General features: G+C 71.3%; 18 protein-coding genes and 1 pseudogene. 7 read left to right on the forward strand and 12 right to left on the reverse strand.

The window, feature by feature from the left end:
• Positions 1-102: 102 nt before the first annotated feature.
• The 4 genes from cmtR to MM440_RS04150 all read left to right on the forward strand — a co-directional run bounded on the left by cmtR (position 103) and on the right by MM440_RS04150 (position 3,042).
• Entirely contained in the window at positions 103-462 is a 360-nt protein-coding gene (cmtR, locus tag MM440_RS04135; RefSeq protein ID WP_006590980.1) for a Cd(II)/Pb(II)-sensing metalloregulatory transcriptional regulator CmtR, read from the forward strand.
• Positions 459-1,061 carry a cadmium resistance transporter gene (locus MM440_RS04140; RefSeq protein ID WP_241442254.1) on the forward strand — a complete coding sequence of 201 codons (603 nt, stop codon included), beginning with the start codon at positions 459-461 and terminating at the stop codon, positions 1,059-1,061. The genes cmtR and MM440_RS04140 overlap by 4 nt, the downstream gene beginning before the upstream one ends.
• Before the next feature lie 339 nt (positions 1,062-1,400).
• Positions 1,401-2,132, forward strand: coding sequence for a Mu transposase C-terminal domain-containing protein (locus tag MM440_RS04145; protein WP_241442263.1), 732 nt, complete (start codon positions 1,401-1,403; stop codon positions 2,130-2,132).
• A complete protein-coding gene (locus MM440_RS04150) occupies positions 2,125-3,042 on the forward strand; it encodes an AAA family ATPase (protein WP_241442264.1) in 918 nt (305 codons plus the stop codon). Before MM440_RS04145 ends, MM440_RS04150 begins: the two co-directional genes overlap by 8 nt.
• 48 nt (positions 3,043-3,090) lie before the next feature.
• Here the strand turns inward: MM440_RS04150 and MM440_RS04155 are convergent, their stop codons facing one another.
• The 6 genes from MM440_RS04155 to MM440_RS04180 all read right to left on the reverse strand — a co-directional run bounded on the left by MM440_RS04155 (position 3,091) and on the right by MM440_RS04180 (position 11,349).
• Positions 3,091-4,176 (reverse strand): amidohydrolase family protein, encoded by a 1,086-nt coding sequence (locus MM440_RS04155; RefSeq protein WP_241442279.1) that lies wholly within the window; start codon positions 4,174-4,176, stop codon positions 3,091-3,093.
• Positions 4,173-5,435, reverse strand: coding sequence for an AGE family epimerase/isomerase (locus tag MM440_RS04160; RefSeq protein WP_241442281.1), 1,263 nt, complete (start codon positions 5,433-5,435; stop codon positions 4,173-4,175). The genes MM440_RS04155 and MM440_RS04160 overlap by 4 nt, the downstream gene beginning before the upstream one ends.
• Positions 5,436-5,483: 48 nt before the next feature.
• Complete coding sequence (gene ffh / locus MM440_RS04165; RefSeq protein WP_241442338.1) at positions 5,484-7,097, reverse strand: signal recognition particle protein; 1,614 nt, start codon at positions 7,095-7,097, stop codon at positions 5,484-5,486.
• 66 nt (positions 7,098-7,163) lie between these two features.
• Positions 7,164-9,605, reverse strand: a complete 2,442-nt coding sequence (locus tag MM440_RS04170; RefSeq protein ID WP_241442384.1) for a [protein-PII] uridylyltransferase — start codon at positions 9,603-9,605, stop codon at positions 7,164-7,166.
• A gap of 62 nt (positions 9,606-9,667) precedes the next feature.
• The gene (locus MM440_RS04175; RefSeq protein WP_241442392.1) at positions 9,668-10,006 is read right to left on the reverse strand and encodes a P-II family nitrogen regulator; all 339 of its coding nucleotides are present in this window, start codon (positions 10,004-10,006) and stop codon (positions 9,668-9,670) included.
• The gene (locus MM440_RS04180; RefSeq protein WP_241442394.1) at positions 10,003-11,349 is read right to left on the reverse strand and encodes an ammonium transporter; all 1,347 of its coding nucleotides are present in this window, start codon (positions 11,347-11,349) and stop codon (positions 10,003-10,005) included. The genes MM440_RS04175 and MM440_RS04180 overlap by 4 nt, the downstream gene beginning before the upstream one ends.
• A 146-nt stretch (positions 11,350-11,495) precedes the next feature.
• On the opposite strand from MM440_RS04180, the gene MM440_RS04185 reads away from it, so the two are divergent.
• Complete coding sequence (locus MM440_RS04185) at positions 11,496-12,398, forward strand: oxygenase MpaB family protein (protein ID WP_241442396.1); 903 nt, start codon at positions 11,496-11,498, stop codon at positions 12,396-12,398.
• A gap of 6 nt (positions 12,399-12,404) precedes the next feature.
• Here MM440_RS04185 and MM440_RS04190 read toward each other — a convergent pair whose 3' ends face one another.
• The gene (locus tag MM440_RS04190) at positions 12,405-12,767 is read right to left on the reverse strand and encodes an ArsR/SmtB family transcription factor (RefSeq protein WP_241442398.1); all 363 of its coding nucleotides are present in this window, start codon (positions 12,765-12,767) and stop codon (positions 12,405-12,407) included.
• Between the two features lie 212 nt (positions 12,768-12,979).
• Here MM440_RS04190 and arsB point away from each other — a divergent pair, with 212 nt between their 5' ends.
• Both arsB and MM440_RS04200 read left to right on the forward strand, forming a co-directional pair.
• Positions 12,980-13,963 carry an ACR3 family arsenite efflux transporter gene (arsB, locus tag MM440_RS04195; RefSeq protein ID WP_241443358.1) on the forward strand — a complete coding sequence of 328 codons (984 nt, stop codon included), beginning with the start codon at positions 12,980-12,982 and terminating at the stop codon, positions 13,961-13,963.
• A gap of 30 nt (positions 13,964-13,993) precedes the next feature.
• A complete protein-coding gene (locus tag MM440_RS04200; protein ID WP_241442405.1) occupies positions 13,994-14,455 on the forward strand; it encodes an arsenate reductase ArsC in 462 nt (153 codons plus the stop codon).
• Here MM440_RS04200 and MM440_RS04205 read toward each other — a convergent pair.
• From MM440_RS04205 to aroC, 5 genes and pseudogenes are all read right to left on the reverse strand, one after another.
• Complete coding sequence (locus tag MM440_RS04205; RefSeq protein WP_241442413.1) at positions 14,436-15,395, reverse strand: DMT family transporter; 960 nt, start codon at positions 15,393-15,395, stop codon at positions 14,436-14,438. The genes MM440_RS04200 and MM440_RS04205 overlap by 20 nt on opposite strands.
• Positions 15,396-15,398: 3 nt before the next feature.
• On the reverse strand, positions 15,399-16,466 hold the full coding sequence (aroB, locus tag MM440_RS04210) for a 3-dehydroquinate synthase (RefSeq protein WP_241442419.1): 1,068 nt from the start codon (positions 16,464-16,466) through the stop codon (positions 15,399-15,401).
• Entirely contained in the window at positions 16,463-16,960 is a 498-nt protein-coding gene (locus MM440_RS04215; protein ID WP_241442427.1) for a shikimate kinase, read from the reverse strand. The genes aroB and MM440_RS04215 overlap by 4 nt, the downstream gene beginning before the upstream one ends.
• Before the next feature lie 124 nt (positions 16,961-17,084).
• Positions 17,085-17,480 (reverse strand): annotated as a pseudogene (locus MM440_RS17570) (shikimate kinase); the annotation flags it as partial.
• Between the two features lie 17 nt (positions 17,481-17,497).
• Positions 17,498-18,736 carry a chorismate synthase gene (gene aroC / locus MM440_RS04225; RefSeq protein WP_241442451.1) on the reverse strand — a complete coding sequence of 413 codons (1,239 nt, stop codon included), beginning with the start codon at positions 18,734-18,736 and terminating at the stop codon, positions 17,498-17,500.
• Positions 18,737-18,792 lie beyond the last annotated feature (56 nt).

Below are 18,792 nucleotides of genomic sequence, written 5' to 3' on the forward strand. Positions count from 1 at the left end.
CCCGTGTCCAAGATCCGGGGGTAAGGCCCTTCCCCTTACGGGCATGCGATCTGGGCTGACGCCTGTGACCGAGTGTTCAGTGCGCGCTGTATAGTTCAGTCCATGCTGACTATTGCTTCGCGTCTCGACGTGATGAACCGCCTGGGTCGTGCACTGGCCGACCCCACTCGATCCCGGATCATCTTGACCCTGCTCGACCATCCCGCTTACCCGGCGGAACTGGCCCGAGATCTGGACCTGACACGCCCGAACGTGTCCAACCACCTGGCATGCCTGCGCGATTGCGGGATCGTCGTCTCCGAGCCCGAGGGTCGTCGGACACGATATGAGATCGCCGATTCGCACCTGGCGCAGGCGCTGACGGCACTGGTCGATGCCACCCTGGCAGTGGACGAAGACGCCCCGTGCATCGATCCCGCCTGCTCGCTTCCCGGATGCGACGCAGCTGGGGAGGGCGCATGATCCTCACCTCGGTCTTGCAGGCGATGGGCCTGTTCGCAGCGACCAACATCGACGACATCATCGTGCTCTCCCTCTTCTTCGCGCGAGGGGCAGGCCAGCGCGGCACTACCGCCCGCATTCTGGCCGGCCAGTACCTCGGATTCGCCGGCATCCTCGGTGCCGCGGTCCTGGTGACTATCGGTGCCGGAGCATTCCTGCCCTCGGCAGCCATCCCGTACTTCGGTCTCATCCCTCTGGGCCTCGGCCTCTGGGCCGCATGGCAGGCCTGGCGCGGAGACGATGACGACGATGACGACGAGGTCAAGGTTGCCGGCAAGAAGGTCGGCGTGTGGACAGTCGCAGGCGTCACCCTTGCCAACGGCGGCGACAACATCGGCGTCTACGCCCCTGTCTTCCTCAGCGTGGAACCTCTCGCAGTAGTCGCCTACTGCATCATCTTCCTCGCGCTCGTCGCGGTCCTGGTGGCCCTGGCAAAGTTCGTCGCCACCCGCCCCCCGATCGCCGAAGTGCTCGAACGCTGGGAGCACATCCTCTTCCCCATCGTTCTCATCGGCCTCGGCATCGTGATCCTCGTCAGCGGCGGAGCCTTCGGACTCTGACGTAGCGGCAGCGATCCAAACGGCCCCGACCGGGCGCACCCCTCTCGGTTCAGACCGCGACACCTACCTGCAGCCAGTCCTGCGTGATCGCGGCAACAAGACCGCCACGGAGCGCTGCAAAAACCCCGCCACCAAGCGAACGAAGCCACACTCGACGACTACTCGCGAGCGATCGCAGGCTACGCGGTCAGCGTCCCAGCACCCACAGCCGAGCATTCCGCGCTGGCGTTCCACCAGGCCATTGCTCGGAAACGAAACCCGAAGTGGGTGGTGTCAGGTCTCCCGGACATCCTCTACAGCGATCACGGGTCCGACTTCACCTCGACCAGGATCGAGCACGTGTGCCTCGACGTGCACGTCCGCTTGATTCACTCACGGATCGGCGTCCCGCAGGGGCGCGGCAAGATCGAACGGTTCTACCGAACGATCACGACCGAGCTGCTGCCGCACCTGCCCGGCTTCATCCCGCACGGCACCGGTGGATCGCCCATCACCGAACCCGCGTTGACCTTGCACCAGCTCGATGACGTTCTCGAGCGATTCATCGTCGACGAATACAACGAACGCATTCACTCGTCGACGGGTGCTGCCCCGCACGAGCGATGGCGCAGCGACAGTTTCATCCCTCGAACACCCGCCCGCCTTGAAGACATCGATCTGCTTCTACTCACCGCAGCGACGACCCGTCGTGTGCAACGCGATGGGATCCGGTTCGCATCGACCCGATACATCTCCCCAGTCCTCGCCGCGTACGTCGGGGAAGACGTCACGGTGCGGTACGACCCCCGCGATCTCGGGGAGATACGAATCTTCCACGACAACATATTCCTCTGCCGCGCAATCGCCCCCGAACGCTCCTCCGAGACTGTCTCCTTCGCGGACCTACAAGCCGCGAGGAACACGCGACGTCGCGCTCTGAAACAGCAACTCCGGGAGCTCACGACTCACGCAGGCTCCCTTCCCGAAGACACTCGCCACCAACCTGAGATTGCAACGGCCTTCGACAACCCACCTGACCAGGCCGCGATACCTCCCGCACGACACGGATTGAGGACCTACGCCAGTGACTGACCCAGACAGCAAACCCCAGTCTCTTCTCTTCACGCCCGACGATGATGGACGTCGATTCCTCAACGGCCATTTCGACGAATTCACCGATGCGCCTCCGCCCCACGCGGACACCTTGCCCGCATTCGTGACCACACGTGAGCACCGACGATTCACCGAGTTCGCAGATACCGTCCGATCCCACCGCTACATCGGCCTCTGCTACGGACCACCCGGCGTCGGCAAGACACGCTCCGCACGCAACTACGCCGGCACCGACGAATGGGAACAGTGGTACCCGCTCTCCCGCGGCAAGGGCCCACTGCCGCCCGTGCCCGAAGCGGTCCAACGAAGCCGCACGGCATTCTTCACACCCACCGTCGCCGCAACCGTCAAACAGATCGATCAAGGCCTGCCCCGTGCGTGCCAGCAAATCTCCTGGGCCATCGACTACGCGCAGCACGGGCACGTCGATCCTTTCGTTCACGCCGAGTCCCAACACAGCGGGAACACCGAACTGCTCATCATCGACGAAGCCGATCGACTCAAAACCGCCGGCCTCGAACAAGTCCGCGACTTCTACGACCGCCACCGGATGGGCGTCATCCTCATCGGCATGCCCGGCATCGAAAAACGCCTCGCCCGCTACCCCCAGCTCTACAGCCGCATCGGCTTCGCCCACGAGTACCGGGCGCTACGCAACGACGAACTCACCGCCGTCGTCGCGCAGCGCCTCCCGGACCCTGACCCAGACGACTCCGAACTCGCACACACCGCAGCTCTCGCCGCAATCGTCCGCGCCACCAACGGGAACTTCCGTCTCGCCGATAGACTCGTCACCCAGATCAACCGCATACTCGACATCAACAAGCAGACGCGCCTCATCCCAGAGGCCGTCGACGCCGCCCAAGAAGCACTCCTCATCGGACGATAAGCGGCGCGGGAAACACGACATTCATCGCCGCGATTCACAGCTCCGCCGTCAGCCGACCCGGCGACCGCGCAGGACGATGTGGGCCGGCGTGACGACGACGGTGTGGTCCTCGCGGGGGTCCCCGTCGAGGACCACGAGGTCGGCGGGGGCGCCCTCCTCGAGGCCGGGCCGACCGAGCCAGCGGCGGGCGTCCCAGGTGGCCGCTCCGACCGCCTCGGTCGCGCTCAGCCCGGCCGCGACGAGCTCAGCGATCTCGGTGGCGACCAGACCGTGCGGCAGCGAGCCGCCCCCGTCGGTGCCGACGTAGATCGGCACCCCGGCGTCGTGCGCGTCCGCGACGGTGTCGTGCCGGCGTCGGTGCAGGGCGTACATGTGCGCGTGATAGCGCGGGAACTTCTCGCGAGCGGGCTCGGCGATCTGCGGGAAGGTCGCGATGTTGACCAGCGTCGGGACGATGGCGATGCCCTGCCGGGCGAACTGGTCCACCGTCTCGGCCTCCAGCCCGGTCGCGTGCTCGACGCAGTCGATCCCGGCGCGGGCGAGCTGCGGCAGCACCTCCTCGCCGAAGCAGTGTGCGGTGACCCGCGCGCCCTCCTCGTGGGCGGCCGCGATGGCGGCGGTCACGACGTCCTCGGGCCAGCACGGGGCCAGGTCGCCGGTGTCGCGGTCGATCCAGTCGCCCACGAGCTTGACCCAGCCGTCGCCGGCGCGGGCCTCGACCCGGACCTGCTCGACGAGCTGGTCCGGTTCGATCTCCCAGGCGTAGTTGCGGATGTAGCGCCGGGTCCGGGCGATGTGCCGACCGGCCCGGATGATGCGGGGCAGGTCGTCGCGGTCGTCGATCCAGCGGGTGTCGGCGGGCGAGCCGGCGTCGCGGATCAGCAGCGTGCCGGCGCCGCGGTCGGCGCGGGCTTGGCGCTCGCTCGTCTCGTCGTCCACCGCGCCGTGGGCGTCCAGTCCGATGTGGCAGTGCGCGTCGACGAAACCGGGCACGACGTGGCCGCGGACGGTCTCGACGTCACCCGCTGCCCCCGGTCGCACAAAGGTGATCTGCCCACCCACCACCCAGGCCTCGGGGCGGACGTCGTCCGGGCCGACGATGATCGGCCCGGTCAGGTGGAGCACCTCGCTCATCGGGCCGGGACCTCGCGGAACGACCCGGCGAAGGAGACCAGGCTCGGCAGCAGCGGCGTCAGGGTCGCCTGGTAGGCGTGGTAGACGTCCGGCTTGCCCCACCAGATCGAGTCCGAGGGGCCGTTGGCCGGGGACACCTCGTGGATCCAGCCGCCGTGCTCGTCGTCCAGCAGGTAGGTCGTGGCGTAGCCCCAGGCGCGGTCGTACCACTCGCGATAGAACGCCATGCCGGTCGCCTCGTAGAGCGCCCACGCCGCCGCGATCGCCTCGGCGCAGACCCAGTGCAGCCGCTCGGCGACGATCGGCTCGTCGGAGAAGTCGGTGGTGTAGACGAAGCCGTCGGCGCCGTCGCGGTGCCAGCCTCGGTCGGTGGCGGCCGCGAACAGGGACCGGGCGTCCTCGACCATCCAGTCGGGGGCCTGCTCCCCCGCGGCCAGCAGCCCGCTGCGCACGTTGAGCGCGAGGCGCGACCACTCGAGCAGGTGACCGATGGTGACCCCGAACGGGCGGAACTGGTCGGCCGGGTTGTCCCGGTTGTAGTCGAGCTCGGGCTGCCAGTCGGCGTCGAAGTGCTCGGGCAGCCGCCAGTCGTTGTCCTTGGCGAAGCGGTGCACCACCCGCTCCAGGATCCGCGCCGCGCGATGCAGGTAGAGCGGGTCGCCGAGCACGTCGGCGGCGGCGAGGTAGGCCTCGACGGTGTGCATGTTGGCGTTGACGCCCCGGTAGTCCTCGCAGCGGGTCCACGCCCGGTCGTACTGCTCGCGGGCCATCCCGGCCTCGTCGTCCCAGAAGTAGGCCTCGAAGACGTCGAGCGCCTCGCGCAGCAGGGCCGGACCGCCGGGGTGGCCGGCGCGAGCGAGGCTGGCGGCCGCGAGGATGACGAAGGCGTGCGCGTAGGCGACCTTGTCGGTGGGCTGGTCCTCGGTGCCGCCGACGGCGGGCAGCCAGCCCCGGTGCTCGGCGTCGCGCAGCCGACCGGTGAGCCCGTCGTGGCCCACGTCGAGCAGCTCGCGCCAGGGGGCGAGGGCCAGCTCGTCGGCGGCGGCCTCGGCGAGGCGCATCAGCTCCAGCGCCGCGGTGTGGGTCATCCGGCAGGTGATCCAGGTCTCGACGGGACGCTCGACGACCACCTCGTTGGCGGGGTCCAGCCACCCGAAGCCACCCTCGGGATGCACCGCGTGCGACACCAGCCCGGCGAGGGAGGACGCGTGGTCCTCGAGGCGGGTGCGTTCCACCTGGTCCACGGACACCGTTGTCATGAAAGGAAACCTAGCGAGAATGACCGGTGGCGGCCACCGCGGGGCCGGTCAGCGACCGAGGAACTTCTCGAAGCCCTTCGGCAGCGCGTTCGGGTCCAGGCCGGCCAGTGGGTCGGCGCCGCCCTGACCCGCGGCGCCTCCGGCACCCGCACCGAACGCGGAGCCGCTGAGCGCCTTGCCGCGGTTCTCCTCGGCCTTGGCGACCGCTGCCCGCTCCTGCTCCGCGCGCTTGGCGGGGTTGCCGCTCTTGGCCTTCTTGCGCTGCGGCTGGGCCTTGCCGCGCTTGCCGCCACCGGGCGCACCCGGCATGCCGCCGCCGCGACGCATCTGGCGCATCATCTTCTGCGCCTCGGTGAACCGCTCGAGCAGCTGGTTGACCTCCGAGACCGAGACGCCGGAGCCGCGCGCGATGCGCTGGCGGCGCGAGCCGTTGATGACCTTGGGGTGGGTGCGCTCGAACGGCGTCATGGACCGCACCATCGCCTCGACCCGGTCGAACTCGCGCTCGTCCAGGGCGTCGAGGGCGTCCCGCATCTGGTTCATGCCCGGCATCATCTTCAGCATCGACTTGATGTTGCCCATCTTCTTGATGGCCGCCATCTGCTGCAGGAAGTCGTCGAAGGTGAAGTCCTCGTCGGCCATGAACTTGCGGGCCATCTCGTCGGCCTCGCGCTTGTCGAACGCGCGCTCGGCCTGCTCGATCAGGGTGAGGACGTCACCCATGTCGAGGATCCGGCTCGCCATGCGATCCGGGTGGAAGACCTCGAACTCCTTGACCTGCTCACCGGTCGAGGCGAACATGATCGGCTTCCCGGTGGTCTCGGCCACCGACAGGGCGGCGCCACCACGGGCGTCACCGTCGAGCTTGGAGAGCACGACACCGGTGAAGTCCAGCCCGCGCTGGAAGGCCTCGGCCGTCTCTACGGCAGCCTGACCGATCATCGCGTCGATGACGAAGAGGATCTCGTCGGGGCGGATGGCGTCCTTGATGTCGGCCGCCTGCTGCATCAGCTCCGCGTCGATCGCGAGGCGACCGGCGGTGTCGACGATGACGACGTCGCGCTGCTGGCGTCGGGCCTCCTCGACACCCTGGCGGGCCACCGAGATCGGGTCGCCGTAGCCGCGGGTGCCCGAGGCGTACTCGACCGCGGCGTCGTAGCCCTCGACGTTGCCTCGCTCGGGGGCGTAGACCGGAACGCCGGCCCGCTGACCGACGACCTCGAGCTGGGTGACGGCGTTGGGGCGCTGCAGGTCGGCCGCGACCAGCATGGGCGTGTGCCCCTGGTCCTTGAGCCAGTAGGCGAGCTTGCCGGCGAGGGTCGTCTTGCCCGAGCCCTGCAGGCCGGCGAGCATGATGACGGTCGGCGGCTGCTTGGCGAAGGTGATCCGGCGGGTCTCGCCACCGAGGATCGCGACGAGCTCCTCGTTGACGATCTTGACGATCTGCTGGGCCGGGTTGAGCGCCTCGTGGACCTCCGCCCCGAGCGCCCGCTCGCGGACCTGGGACGTGAAGTGGCGCACCACCGGCAGGGCCACGTCGGCGTCGAGCAGGGCGATCCGGATCTCCTTGATCGTCATGTTGACGTCGGAGTCGGTGATGCGTCCCTTGCCGCGCAGGTTGCGGAAGGTCCCGGTCAGGCGGTCGCTCAGGCTGTTGAACACGGGTCCAGGTTACCGGCTCCGTTCAGCGGCCTGCACCGTCGCTCGCCCCGCCGCCCCCACCTCGGCTCACCCCTCGCCCACCCCGTCGCAGGCGTCGATCAGGGTCGCGACGGCCTGCGCGACGGCGCCCGGGGTCAGCGGCCGGCCCCCCGCGTCGGTGAGGTAGAACGTGTCGAGCGTCTGGCCGGCGTAGGTCGCCACGTGCGCGGAGCGGACCGACAGACCCGCGCGGCTGAGCGCGCGGCCGAGGTCGTGCAGGAGCCCGAGCCGGTCGCCCGCGCGGACCTCCAGGACGGTCGCGTCGGTGCCCGCCTGGGCCAGGACCAGCACCCGACTCTGGCCGGGCGCGCCGGACGACGCGCGGGAGGAGGCGGTCGGCCCGGCGCGGCGACGGCCACGAGCGAGGGCTGCCAGCGGCGCGGTGTCTCCCCCGGCCAGCCGATCGAGCGCGCGAGCGAGCGCCTCGACGTCGACCCCGTCGCCCGACGGGCTGGAGACGATCCAGTCGTCGACGGCCACGCCGTCGGTGGTGCGGACCGAGGCGGTGCGGACCTCGAGACCGGCGAGGGCGAGCACGCCCGCCGTGTCGGCGAACAGGCCCACGCGGTCGGGGCTCACCACCGTGACCGTCCAGGCGGTCCCGGACCGGGTCGCGCCGACCCACGGCTGACCGGCGGCGAGCGCGGCACCGGCCGCCTCCGGCACCGCGGCCGGCTGTCGGCTGGGCTCCTCGGCACGGGCGTGGGCCCCGGCACCGGCGCCCGCGCTGCCGGCGCCGGTCAGCCGGTCGGCGTGCATCGCCGCCTCGGTCGCCTGGAACAGCTCGGTGGCGAGCGACGCCCGCCACGGGGTCCACGCCTTCTCCCCGGCGGCACGGGCGTCGGCCTCGGTGAGCCAGCGCAGCATGGTGAGCACGTCCAACCGGTCGCCGACGGCGGCCCGCACGGCCGCCACCGTGGCGGGGTCGGTCGGGTCGCGCCGGGTGGCGAGCTCGATCAGGGTGAGGTGCTCGCGCACGAGCAGGGCGATGGTGTCGACGTCGTCGCTGTCGAAGCCGAGCCGGGTCGCGAGCGCCCGACCCACCGGCTCGCCCTCGAGCGAGTGGTCGCGCGCACCGGCGACCTTGCCGATGTCGTGCAGGAGCGCGGCGACCGACAGCAGGTCGGGACGCTCCACCTCACGCACCATGGAGCTGACGTTGACGACCGTCTCGATGCTGTGCCGGTCGACCGTGAAGCGGTGGATCCCGTTGCGCTGTGGGCGACTTCGCACGGCGTCCCACGCCGGGAGCCAGCTGCTGACGAGGCCGGCCTGGTCGAGCGCCTCCCACACCTCGATCAGGCCGGGACCGGAGGCGAGCAGGTCGCAGAACAGGTCGCGCGCCTCGGCGGGCCACGGCTGCGGCAGCGCCGGCGCGTGCTCCACGAGGTTGGCGAGGGTCGTCGGGGCGATCGGCAGCCCGGCGCGTGCTGCGACGATGCCGGCTCGCAGGACGAGCAGCGGGTCGCTCCCGTGCACCGCTCGTCCGCCGAGGACGACCTCGCCGTCGTGGGCGTGCAGGCCGTACCCCAACGGGCTGAGCACCGGTCTACGGGGGCCGACGCGCAGCGTGCGCGCCCGCTGGGACTGCCCCGCGCGGCGCATCGTGCTCTCCAGGGCGTAGCCGATGACCCGGGCGCCCCCGCACACGCGGGTGAGCAGGTCGTCGCTGTCCTGGTCGCCGAAGAGAGCGGCGACGGCGTCCTGGTCCTCGACGTTGAGCCGCGAGCGGCCGCGGCCGGTGACGAGCTGGAGCCCGTCGCGCACGTCCAGCAGGGTGGCGTGCGCCTCGTCGACCGCGCCCCGGGGTCGGTCGGTCAGCCACGCGCTGGTCAGCGCCCGCAGCACCGTCATGTCCCGTAGACCACCCGCACCCTCCTTGAGGTCCGGTGCCAGGGTCTGGGTCACGTCGCCGAACCGCTCGTGCCGGACCTGGACCGACTCGACCAGCTCGGGGAGCCGCTTGCGTGCGTTGGCGCGCCAGTCGTGGCTGAGCGCGGCACGCACGCCGAGCACGACCTCCGAGTCGCCGCACAGGTGCTCGAGGTCCAGCAGACCGACCGCGGCCGTCAGGTCGGCGGTGGCGGCCTTGCGGCACTCGCCGAGGGAGCGGACGGCGTGGTCGAGGCCGAGCCCGCTGTCCCAGAGCGGATACCAGAGGCGGTCGGCGAGCGCGGTCAGCTCACCGGCGCGCTGCCGGCCGTCGTGCAGCAGGACCAGGTCGAGGTCGGAGAGCGGCCCGCTGTCGCCCCGGGCGAGGCTGCCGGTCGCGGCGAGGGCCACCCCGACCAGCGACCGCCCCCCCGTCGCCTGCAGCCACAGCTCGGAGAGGGCGGCGCGCGTGGCCGCCGTCGTCGCCTGGCGCCGGGCAGCCCCGGCGCCAGGCCTGGCGAACTCACGCGTGCCGGCGAGCCGCAACCGGTCGGCGCGCAGCGTGGGCTTGGAGGTGGGCGTGGAGGTGGTGGTCACTGGTCCTGCCGTTTCTCGCGCGTGGTGTTCGCAGAGTTCTTCCCAGAGTGGTCCGTCGTGCCTCAGATGGCGTCGGCGCCCTTCTCGCCGGTGCGGACCCGGATGACCTCGTCGACCGGGATCGACCAGACCTTGCCGTCGCCGATCTTGCCGGTGTTGGCCTGCTGGGCGATCAGGTCCATGACGCTCTTGACGTCCGTGTCGTCGACGAGCACCTCGAGGCGCACCTTCGGCACGAAGTCGACCTGATACTCCGCGCCGCGGTAGACCTCGCTGTGCCCCCGCTGCCGGCCGTAGCCGCTGGCCTCGCTCACCGTCATGCCGGTGATGCCGAAGGCCTCGAGGGCCTCCTTCACCGGGTCGAGCATGTGCGGCTTGATGATGGCGGTGACGAGCTTCATGCGTGCGCTCCCTCGGACGTGGAGGTGGTGGGGACGTGGCTGGCGTGCAGCCCGGCGAGGCTACCGGTGGTGCGACGGCCACCGGCGACCGGGCTGATGTCGTAGCCCGTCTCGGCGTGCTCGGACTGGTCGACGCCGACGAGCTCCTCGTCGCGGGCGACCCGGAAGCCCATGGTCTTGTCGAGCGCGAGCCCGATGAGGGCGGTGACGACGAACGAGAAGATCATGACGGCGAAGGAGCCGATGGCCTGGCGGCCGAGCTGGCCCAGCCCGCCGCCGTAGAACAGCCCGTTGACGGTGTTGTTGACGGCTGCGTCGGAGGCGAACAGGCCGATGGCCAGGGTGCCCCAGAGGCCGCCGACGAGGTGGACGCCGACGACGTCGAGCGAGTCGTCGAAGCCGAGCCGGTACTTCAGCCCCACGGCGTAGGCGCACAGCGCTCCCGCGATCAGGCCGATGATGATCGCGCCGATCGGCGTGACGGTGGAGCAGGCGGGGGTGATGGCGACCAGGCCGGCGACGACGCCCGACGCGGCACCGAGCGAGGTGGCGTGACCGTCGCGCAGGCGCTCGGTGAGCAGCCAGCCGATCATGGCGGCGGCGGTGGCCGCGAGGGTGTTGACCCAGGCCAGGGCGGCGAGCGCGTTGGCGCCGAGGGCCGAGCCGGCGTTGAAGCCGAACCAGCCGAACCACAGCAGACCGGCGCCGAGCATCACCAGGGTGAGGTTGTGCGGACGCATCGGCTCCTTGCCGAAGCCGTGCCGGTGGCCGAGGACCAGGGCGAGCGCGAGGCCCGCGGCACCGGCGTTGATGTGGATCGCGGTGCCGCCGGCGAAGTCGATCGCCTTGACGGTGTTGGCGATCCAGCCACCGTGCTCGGCGGCGACGCCGTCGAAGGCGAACACCCAGTGGGCGGCCGGGAAGTAGACGAGGGTCGCCCACAGCAGCGAGAACACGCACCAGGCGGAGAACTTGGCGCGGTCGGCGATCGCACCGGAGACGAGGGCCACCGCGATGATCGCGAAGGCGGACTGAAAGGCGACGAAGGCCAGGGCCGGGACGGTCCCGACCACGACGCTCGGGTCGAGCAGGCCGCCCAGGCCGAAGAACTGGGTCGGGTTGCCGATGAGGCCGCCGAAGGAGTCACCGAACGCGACGCTGTAGCCGAAGACGACCCAGGCCACGCCGACGATGCCCATCGAGGCGAAGCTCATCATGATCATGTTGAGCACGCTCTTCGAGCGCACCATGCCACCGTAGAAGAAGGCGAGTCCGGGGGTCATCAGCAGCACCAGGGCGGCGCTGACGAGCACCCACGCGGTGTCGCCCGTGTTGATTTCCATGACTCCAGGCTGTCGGGCGCGTGTTTCCGATCGTGCCACCTGGTGTTACAGCCGTGTTAGCGCGGACCCCGGATGAGTTAAGAGTCGGTGTCGACGAGACCGGTGGAGCCCGGCACCAGGCTGCGCCCGGCACCATACTGGGGGGCATGGGGATCAACGAGGAGGTGGCCCGCCGCACCGCGGGCGTCATGCGCAGCATCCGTCGGCGAGGGGCGCTCGCGGTCCGTGACCGGGTGGCCGGCGAGGACGCCGCCACGCGCGCCGGAGAGATCTGGGGCAGCCCCGGCGAGCGTTGGTTCAGCTCTGCCGACCCGATCTGCCGCGTCCACGGCGACGCCTCGATGTACGCCGGAGGGTTGCGGGCGCTGCTCCTGCAGGCGCTGCACCCGCTCGCGATGGCCGGCGTCGCGTCGCACTCGGGCTACCAGGACGACCCGTGGGGGCGGCTGCAGCGCACCGGGGGCTACATCGCGACGACCACGTTCGGGACGATCGCGGACGCCGAGGCGACCATCGCCCAGGTGCGCGAGATCCACCAGCGGATCGTCGGCGTCGCACCGGACGGACGGCGCTACTCCGCCTCCGACCCGACGCTGCTGCGCTGGGTGCACCTCGCCGAGATCGAGAGCTTCCTCATGGCCTACCAGGCGTTCGGGGCGGGCCGGCTCACCCCGGCCGAGGCCGACACCTACGTCGCGCAGAGCGGGGTCTCCGCCCAGCTCCTCGGGGTGCCGGACCCGCCGACGAGTGTGGCCGAGATGCACGAGCAGCTCGCGTCCTACCGGCCGTTGCTGCAGGACACGGAGGGCTCGCGCGAGGTCGCCCGCTTCCTGCTGCGCCGGCCCCCGGTCTCCGGTCTGGCCCGGCTGGGCTACCAGGGGCTCGCCACCGGCGGCGTCTGGCTGCTCGAGCCGTGGGCCCGCACGATGCTGCACCTGGACGACCCCGGCGAGCTGGGTCGGCGGATCGGGCTGGGGAGCAGCCGCCTGGTCCGCTGGCTGATGGCCGACGACTCCGTGCAGCACCCGGCGCTCGGCTCCGCGGCCTAGACTCCGCTAGACCTCGAGCGCGCGGCGGGCGAGCGCCAGGCGCTCGGGGACGAGGGTGAACCACGCCCACGCCCCACGGCGCTCACGCGTGAGCAGACCCGCCTCGACGAGGACCTTGAGGTGGTGGCTCACCGTGGGCTGGGCCAGACCCAACGGCTCCGGTAGATCGCACGCGCACACCTGCTGTCCCGGTGAGCAACGCACGATGGCGAGGATCTGCAGGCGCACGGGGTCAGCCACCGCCTTGAGCAACCGGGCCACGAGCTCGGCGTCCGCGCGAGTCATGGGGGCACTGCCCGCGGTGGCGCAGCACCGCTCGACGGCCTGCGCCAACGGCGCGCGGCCGTCTGGGGTGATCGCGATCGTCATCACGCCATATTGACATGCATCGATATCGGGTGTCACGGTTGCCACATCGATCTCCGTCGATGTCCAGCCCGACCCGACCCAAACCCGACCCAAACCCGATCCATACCCGGTGGAAAGGCCCCCGCGTGACGACCACCCAGGACGTGCCGGCGCACGTCACCAGCCGGCTGTCCACGCTCGATCGCTACCTGCCCGTGTGGATCGGCGCAGCCATGGCCCTCGGTCTCGCGCTGGGTCGCGGGGTGCCGGGGCTCGGGTCCGCGCTGGACGCCGTGCAGCTGCACGGCATCTCGCTGCCGATCGCCATCGGCCTGCTCGTCATGATGTACCCGCCGCTGGCGAAGGTGCGCTACGACCGGCTCGGCACCGTGACCTCCGACCGCCGCCTCATGGGCCTCTCCCTGGTCCTCAACTGGGTCGTCGGTCCCGCCCTGATGTTCGCGCTCGCGTGGATCTTCCTGCCCGACCTCCCCGAGTACCGCACCGGGCTGATCATCGTCGGGCTGGCCCGTTGCATCGCCATGGTCATCATCTGGAACGACCTGGCGTGCGGCGACCGCGAGGCCGCCGCCGTGCTCGTGGCCCTCAACTCCCTCTTCCAGGTCGTCTGCTTCGCCGGGCTCGGCTGGTTCTACCTCACTGTGGTGCCCGGCTGGCTCGGCCTTGAGCAGAGCACCCTGCAGGTCTCGTTCGCCCAGATCGCCGTCTCGGTCCTGATCTTCCTCGGGGTCCCTCTGCTTGCCGGCTACCTCTCCCGCACGGCAGGCGAGCGGATCAAGGGACGCACCTGGTACGAAAGCACCTTCCTCGCGCGCATCTCCCCCTTGGCGCTGCTCGGCCTGCTCTTCACCATCGTCCTGCTCTTCGCGCTGCAGGGCGACCAGATCACCAGCCGGCCCCTCGACGTCGTCCGGATCGCCGTGCCACTGCTCGTGTACTTCGCCGCCATGTGGGGCGGCGGCTACCTCCTCGGCAGTGCTCTTGGCCTGAGCTACGAGCGCACCACCACGCTCGCGTTCACGGCCGCGGGCAACAACTTCGAGCTCGCCATTGCGGTCGCGATCGCGACCTTCGGCGTCACCTCGGGCCAGGCTCTCGCCGGGGTGGTCGGCCCCCTGATCGAGGTCCCCGTGCTCGTGGGCCTGGTCTACGTGTCGCTCGCCCTGCGTCGCCGCGCCCCAGCCACGAGCCAGTAGACCCCCTCAAGTCCCCCGAAGGAGCACCCCATGAGCACCAGCCGCCCTTCTGTCCTCTTCGTCTGCGTTCACAATGCTGGACGCTCCCAGATGGCCCAGGCGTGGCTGGCCCAGCTGGCCGGCGACGCCGTGGAGGTGCGCTCGGCCGGATCCGCGCCCGGCGACGCGGTCAACCCCGCCGCAGTCGAGGCCATGCGCGAGGTGGGCATCGACATCAGTGACGCGCACCCCAAGGTGCTGACCACCGAGACCGTCCTGAGCTCCGATGTCGTCATCACCATGGGCTGTGGCGACACCTGCCCGGTCTTCCCCGGCAAGCGTTACGAGGACTGGCCGCTTGACGACCCGGCCGGTCAGGGGGTCGAGGCCGTGCGCCCGATCCGTGACGCCATCCACCAGCGGGTAATCGATCTGCTGAGGTCCCTCGACGTGCCCGTGGTGACCGACCGCGCCCCTAGGACGACAGCGCCGCCTAGCGCACCATCCGGGTGATCGCCACGCCGAGCAGGCACAGCGCCCCGCCGATCAGCATGGCCAGGGTCGGCGTCTCCCCCAGCAGCAGCCAGGAGAGCACGATGGCGACGGCCGGCACGACGTACGTCGTCGCCGAGGTGCGCCCGGCCGACGAGCGCTTGAGGACGTAGGCCCAGGTCGTGAACGCGAACGCCGTCGGCAGCACCCCGAGGTAGACCAGGCTGAGGGTCGCGCCCTGCGGCGCGGTCCCGAGGTCGCGCGCCAGCTCCCCCGCCCAGGGCAGCAGCGCCACGGCTCCGGCCGTCGCGCCGAGCCAGGTCAAGGTCGCCGAGTCGACCGTGCGCAGCAGGCGCTTCTGCAGCAAGGTGGCACCGGCGTAGAGCACCGCGGCCGCGAGCGCCAGCAGCAGGCCGGTGATCGCGACGCCACCCGTCGAACCCACCGAGTCCGTCGAACCCACCGCGCCCGAGCCCGACCCGGGCCGACCGTGCGAGTGCGACGACAACCCGATCAGGACGACGCCGAGGAAGGACACCGGGGCCCCGATGACCAGCCCGCGCGGGAAGCCTTCGCCGAGGAACAGCCCCGCGAACACCACCACCATCAGCGGTGCCAGGTTGACCACCATGGCCGCGGTGCCGGCGTCGATGGTCTGCTCCGCGACGTTGAGCGCGAGGATGTAGAGGCAGAACCACGCCACGCCCCACACGATGACCAGGGGCACGGATCTCCTTGGGGGCCAACGGATCCCGGAGCGCAACGCGATCAGTCCGAGCACCGCGCTGCCGACGAGCATGCGCAGCAGGGCCATCGACCCGGCGCCGTACGCCGGGCCGGCATAGCGGATGACGATGAACGACGACGCCCACAGGACGACGGTCGCGGCCGCGGCGAGCAGCACGCGCGGCTCGTTGGTGGCCGACTCGGTGGTGGTCGACTCGGTGCTCGGGGTCGGCACGGGCTAGCTCACGGCCGCGAAGGCCTGCGCCAGCAGCTCCTCGTCCGGAGCCTCCAGCCGCCCCGGCTCCCCCACGGCGTCGAGCACGACGAAGCGCAGCGAGGACCCTCGGGACTTCTTGTCGCGCGACATCGCGGTGCGCAGCGCGGGCCACGAACCACCCGGGTAGCGCGTGGGCAGCCGCAGCGCCTCCAGCACGTCGCGGTGCCGCTGCACGTCGCTCGCGGACAGCCGGCCCGCCGCGTGCGACAGCTCGGCGGCGAAGACCAGACCGACCGCGACCGCGTCACCATGCCGCCAGGTGTAGTGCTCGACCTGCTCGATCGCGTGCGCGAACGTGTGCCCGTAGTTGAGGATCTCGCGCAGCGAGGACTCCAAGAGGTCGGCCGCGACGACCCGCGCCTTGACGGCGATCTTGCGCTCGACCAGCTCGCGCAGCACCGGACCGTCGACGTCGAGGGCGGCGGCCGGGTCGGTCTCCACGAGCTCGAGGATGCGCGGGTCGGCGATGAAGCCGCCCTTGACGACCTCGGCCATCCCGGCACGCAGGTCGGCCTCGGGCAGGGTGCGCAAGGTGGCGAGGTCGCACACCACGCCGACGGGCGGGTAGAACGCCCCGACCAGGTTCTTGCCCTCGGCGGTGTTGATGCCGGTCTTGCCACCGACGGCGGCGTCGACCATGGCGAGCAGGGTCGTCGGCACCTGCACGACCGGCACACCGCGCAGCCAGGTGGCGGCCGCGAACCCGCCGAGGTCGGTCACCGTGCCACCGCCCACGCACACGATGGCGTCGGTGCGGGTGAAGGCGGCCCGACCGAGCTGGCCCCACAGGTCGGCGAGCACCTCGACGGACTTGGCCGACTCGGCGTCCGGCACCGTCGCGCGGTGCACCTCGAGTCCGTCGCGCGCGGCGAGCGCGTCGCTGAGCTGGTCCGAGATGTGTTGCACCGCAGGGCTGCACACGACGAGCACCCGAGCCGCGGAGGTCGGCACCAGGTCGGCGGCCGCGTCGAGGATGTCGTGCCCGACCAGCACGTCGTAGTCGGACCCCACCGCGATGGTGGTCGTCATGCGGACTCTCCGTCCACGAGGGCGACCACCTGGTCCGCGACGTCGGCGGCGGACCGGGCCGAGGTGTCGACGACCCAGGTGGCGACCTCGGTGTAGATCGGCCGGCGCTGCTGCATGTGCCGGATCCACGACCGCCGTGGCACGAGGACGACCATCGCCGGGTTGGCGTCGAAGCCGATCCGCTTGGCGGCGTCGGCGATGCCCACGTCGAGGAACACGACCCGCTCGTGCGCGAGCGCCGCCCGTACCTGCGGGTCGAGCACCGCTCCCCCGCCGAGCTCGACGATGCCGTCGCACTCGCGCAGCGCCGCCAGCGACGCCGTACGCTCCAGCTCGCGGAAGCGAGCCTCGCCGGACTCGATGAACACGTCGGACACGCTCGCGCCGGCGAGCGCCTCGATGTCGCGGTCGACCTCGCGGACCGCGAGGCCGAGGCGCTCGGCGACCAGCTGGGCTACCGTCGTCTTGCCCGAGCCGGCGGGCCCGACGAGCACGAGCCGTGGCCCGGAGCCGGCCCGCTGCGCCCCCCTCCCCGGCCCCGGAGCGATCGAGCGAGCCGAGCGCGGCGAGGACCTCCTCGGTGACCTGACCGGGGTCGCGGCCGCCCGTCTGCGCAGTGATCGACGCCAGCGACTCGTAGACCTCGAGCCTCCCGTCGTAGAGCCCCTGCAGGTCGGGGCGGTGCAGCATCGGGCGGTAGACGTCGCCGCCGACCCGGGTGAGCACCTCCGCCAGCGGCGCGTGGAGATAGACGACCTCGTGGTCGGCCAGCCGATCGCGCACCGCGGTGCTGCCGATCGCGCCGCCGCCGAGAGCGAGGATGCACGGTGGCCCGTCGAGCAGCTCGACGATGGTCTGCTCCTCGAGGGCACGGAAGGCCGGCTCGCCCTCGCGGGCGAAGAAGGTCTGCACGGTGCAGCCGATGCGCTCCTCGATGACGTGGTCGCTGTCGACGAACTCCGCGCCGAGGTGGGCGGCGAGACGACGGCCGATCGTGGTCTTGCCCGCCCCCATGAAACCGATGAGGACGATCACGGGGCGCCCTCGAACGAGCGCATCGCCTCGGGGATGGCCGCGAGGTAGCCCTCCAGGTTGCGCCGGGTCTCGGCGACCGAGTCGCCGCCGAACTTCTCCAGCGCCGCCTCGGCGAGCACGAGGGCGACCATCGCCTCGGCGACGACGCCGGCCGCGGGGACGGCGCACACGTCGGAGCGCTGGTGGATCGCCTTGGCGGGGCCGCCGGCGCCGGACACGTCGACGGTGTCGAGGGCGCGGGGGACGGTCGAGATGGGCTTCATCGCCGCGCGCACGCGCAGCACCTCGCCGGTGGACATGCCGCCCTCGGTGCCGCCCGCGCGACCGGTGCGGCGCACGATGCGGCCCTGGTCGTCGCGCTCGAGCTCGTCGTGGGCGGCGCTGCCACGGCGGCGCGCGGTGCGGAAGCCGTCACCGACCTCGACGCCCTTGATGGCCTGGATGCCCATGAGCGCGCCGGCGAGGCGCGAGTCCAACCGCCGGTCCCAGTGCACGTGCGAGCCGAGGCCCGGCGGCACGTCGTAGGCGACGACCTCGACGACGCCGCCGAGGGTGTCGCCGTCCTTGTGCGCCGCGTCGATCTCGGCGGTCATCGCCTCGGTCGCCGCGGCGGAGTGGCAGCGCACCGGGTTGGCGTCCAGCGTCGCTACGTCGTCCGGGGTCGGCAGCGGCTCGTCCTCGCCGACCTCGGCGGTGCCGATGGCGACGGTGTGCGCCACCAGCCGGATGCCGTAGGCCTGCTCGAGGAACGCGGCGGCGACGGCGCCGAGCGCGACCCGGGCCGCGGTCTCGCGGGCGGACGCGCGCTCGAGGACCGGGCGGGCGTCGTCGAAGGCGTACTTCTGCATGCCGACGAGGTCCGCGTGGCCGGGGCGCGGGCGGGTGAGGGGCTTGTTGCGCGCGATCTCCTTCTCGGCGTTCACGTCGCTGCTCGCCGCGTAGTCGGCCTCGCTCACCGGGTCCGCGCTCATCACGGTCTGCCACTTGGGCCACTCGGAGTTGGCGATGCGGATGGCGATCGGGCTGCCGAGGGTGACCCCGTGCCGGACCCCGCCCATGATCTCGACGACGTCCTGCTCGAACTTCATCCGCGCGCCGCGCCCATAACCGAGACGGCGTCGGGCGAGGGCGTCGGAGATGTCGGCACTCGTCACGTCGATCCCGGAGGGGAGCCCCTCGATCGTGGCCGCCAGAGCGGGGCCGTGGGACTCACCAGCAGTCAACCAACGCAGCATGCCGGTCAGTCTCCCACGTCCGGGCCGCAGGCCCGGAGCACGTCTCAGCCGCTCCG

The sequence above is a fragment of the Arsenicicoccus piscis genome (genome assembly GCF_022568835.1).
GTDB classification, from domain to species: Bacteria; Actinomycetota; Actinomycetes; order Actinomycetales; family Dermatophilaceae; genus Arsenicicoccus; species Arsenicicoccus piscis.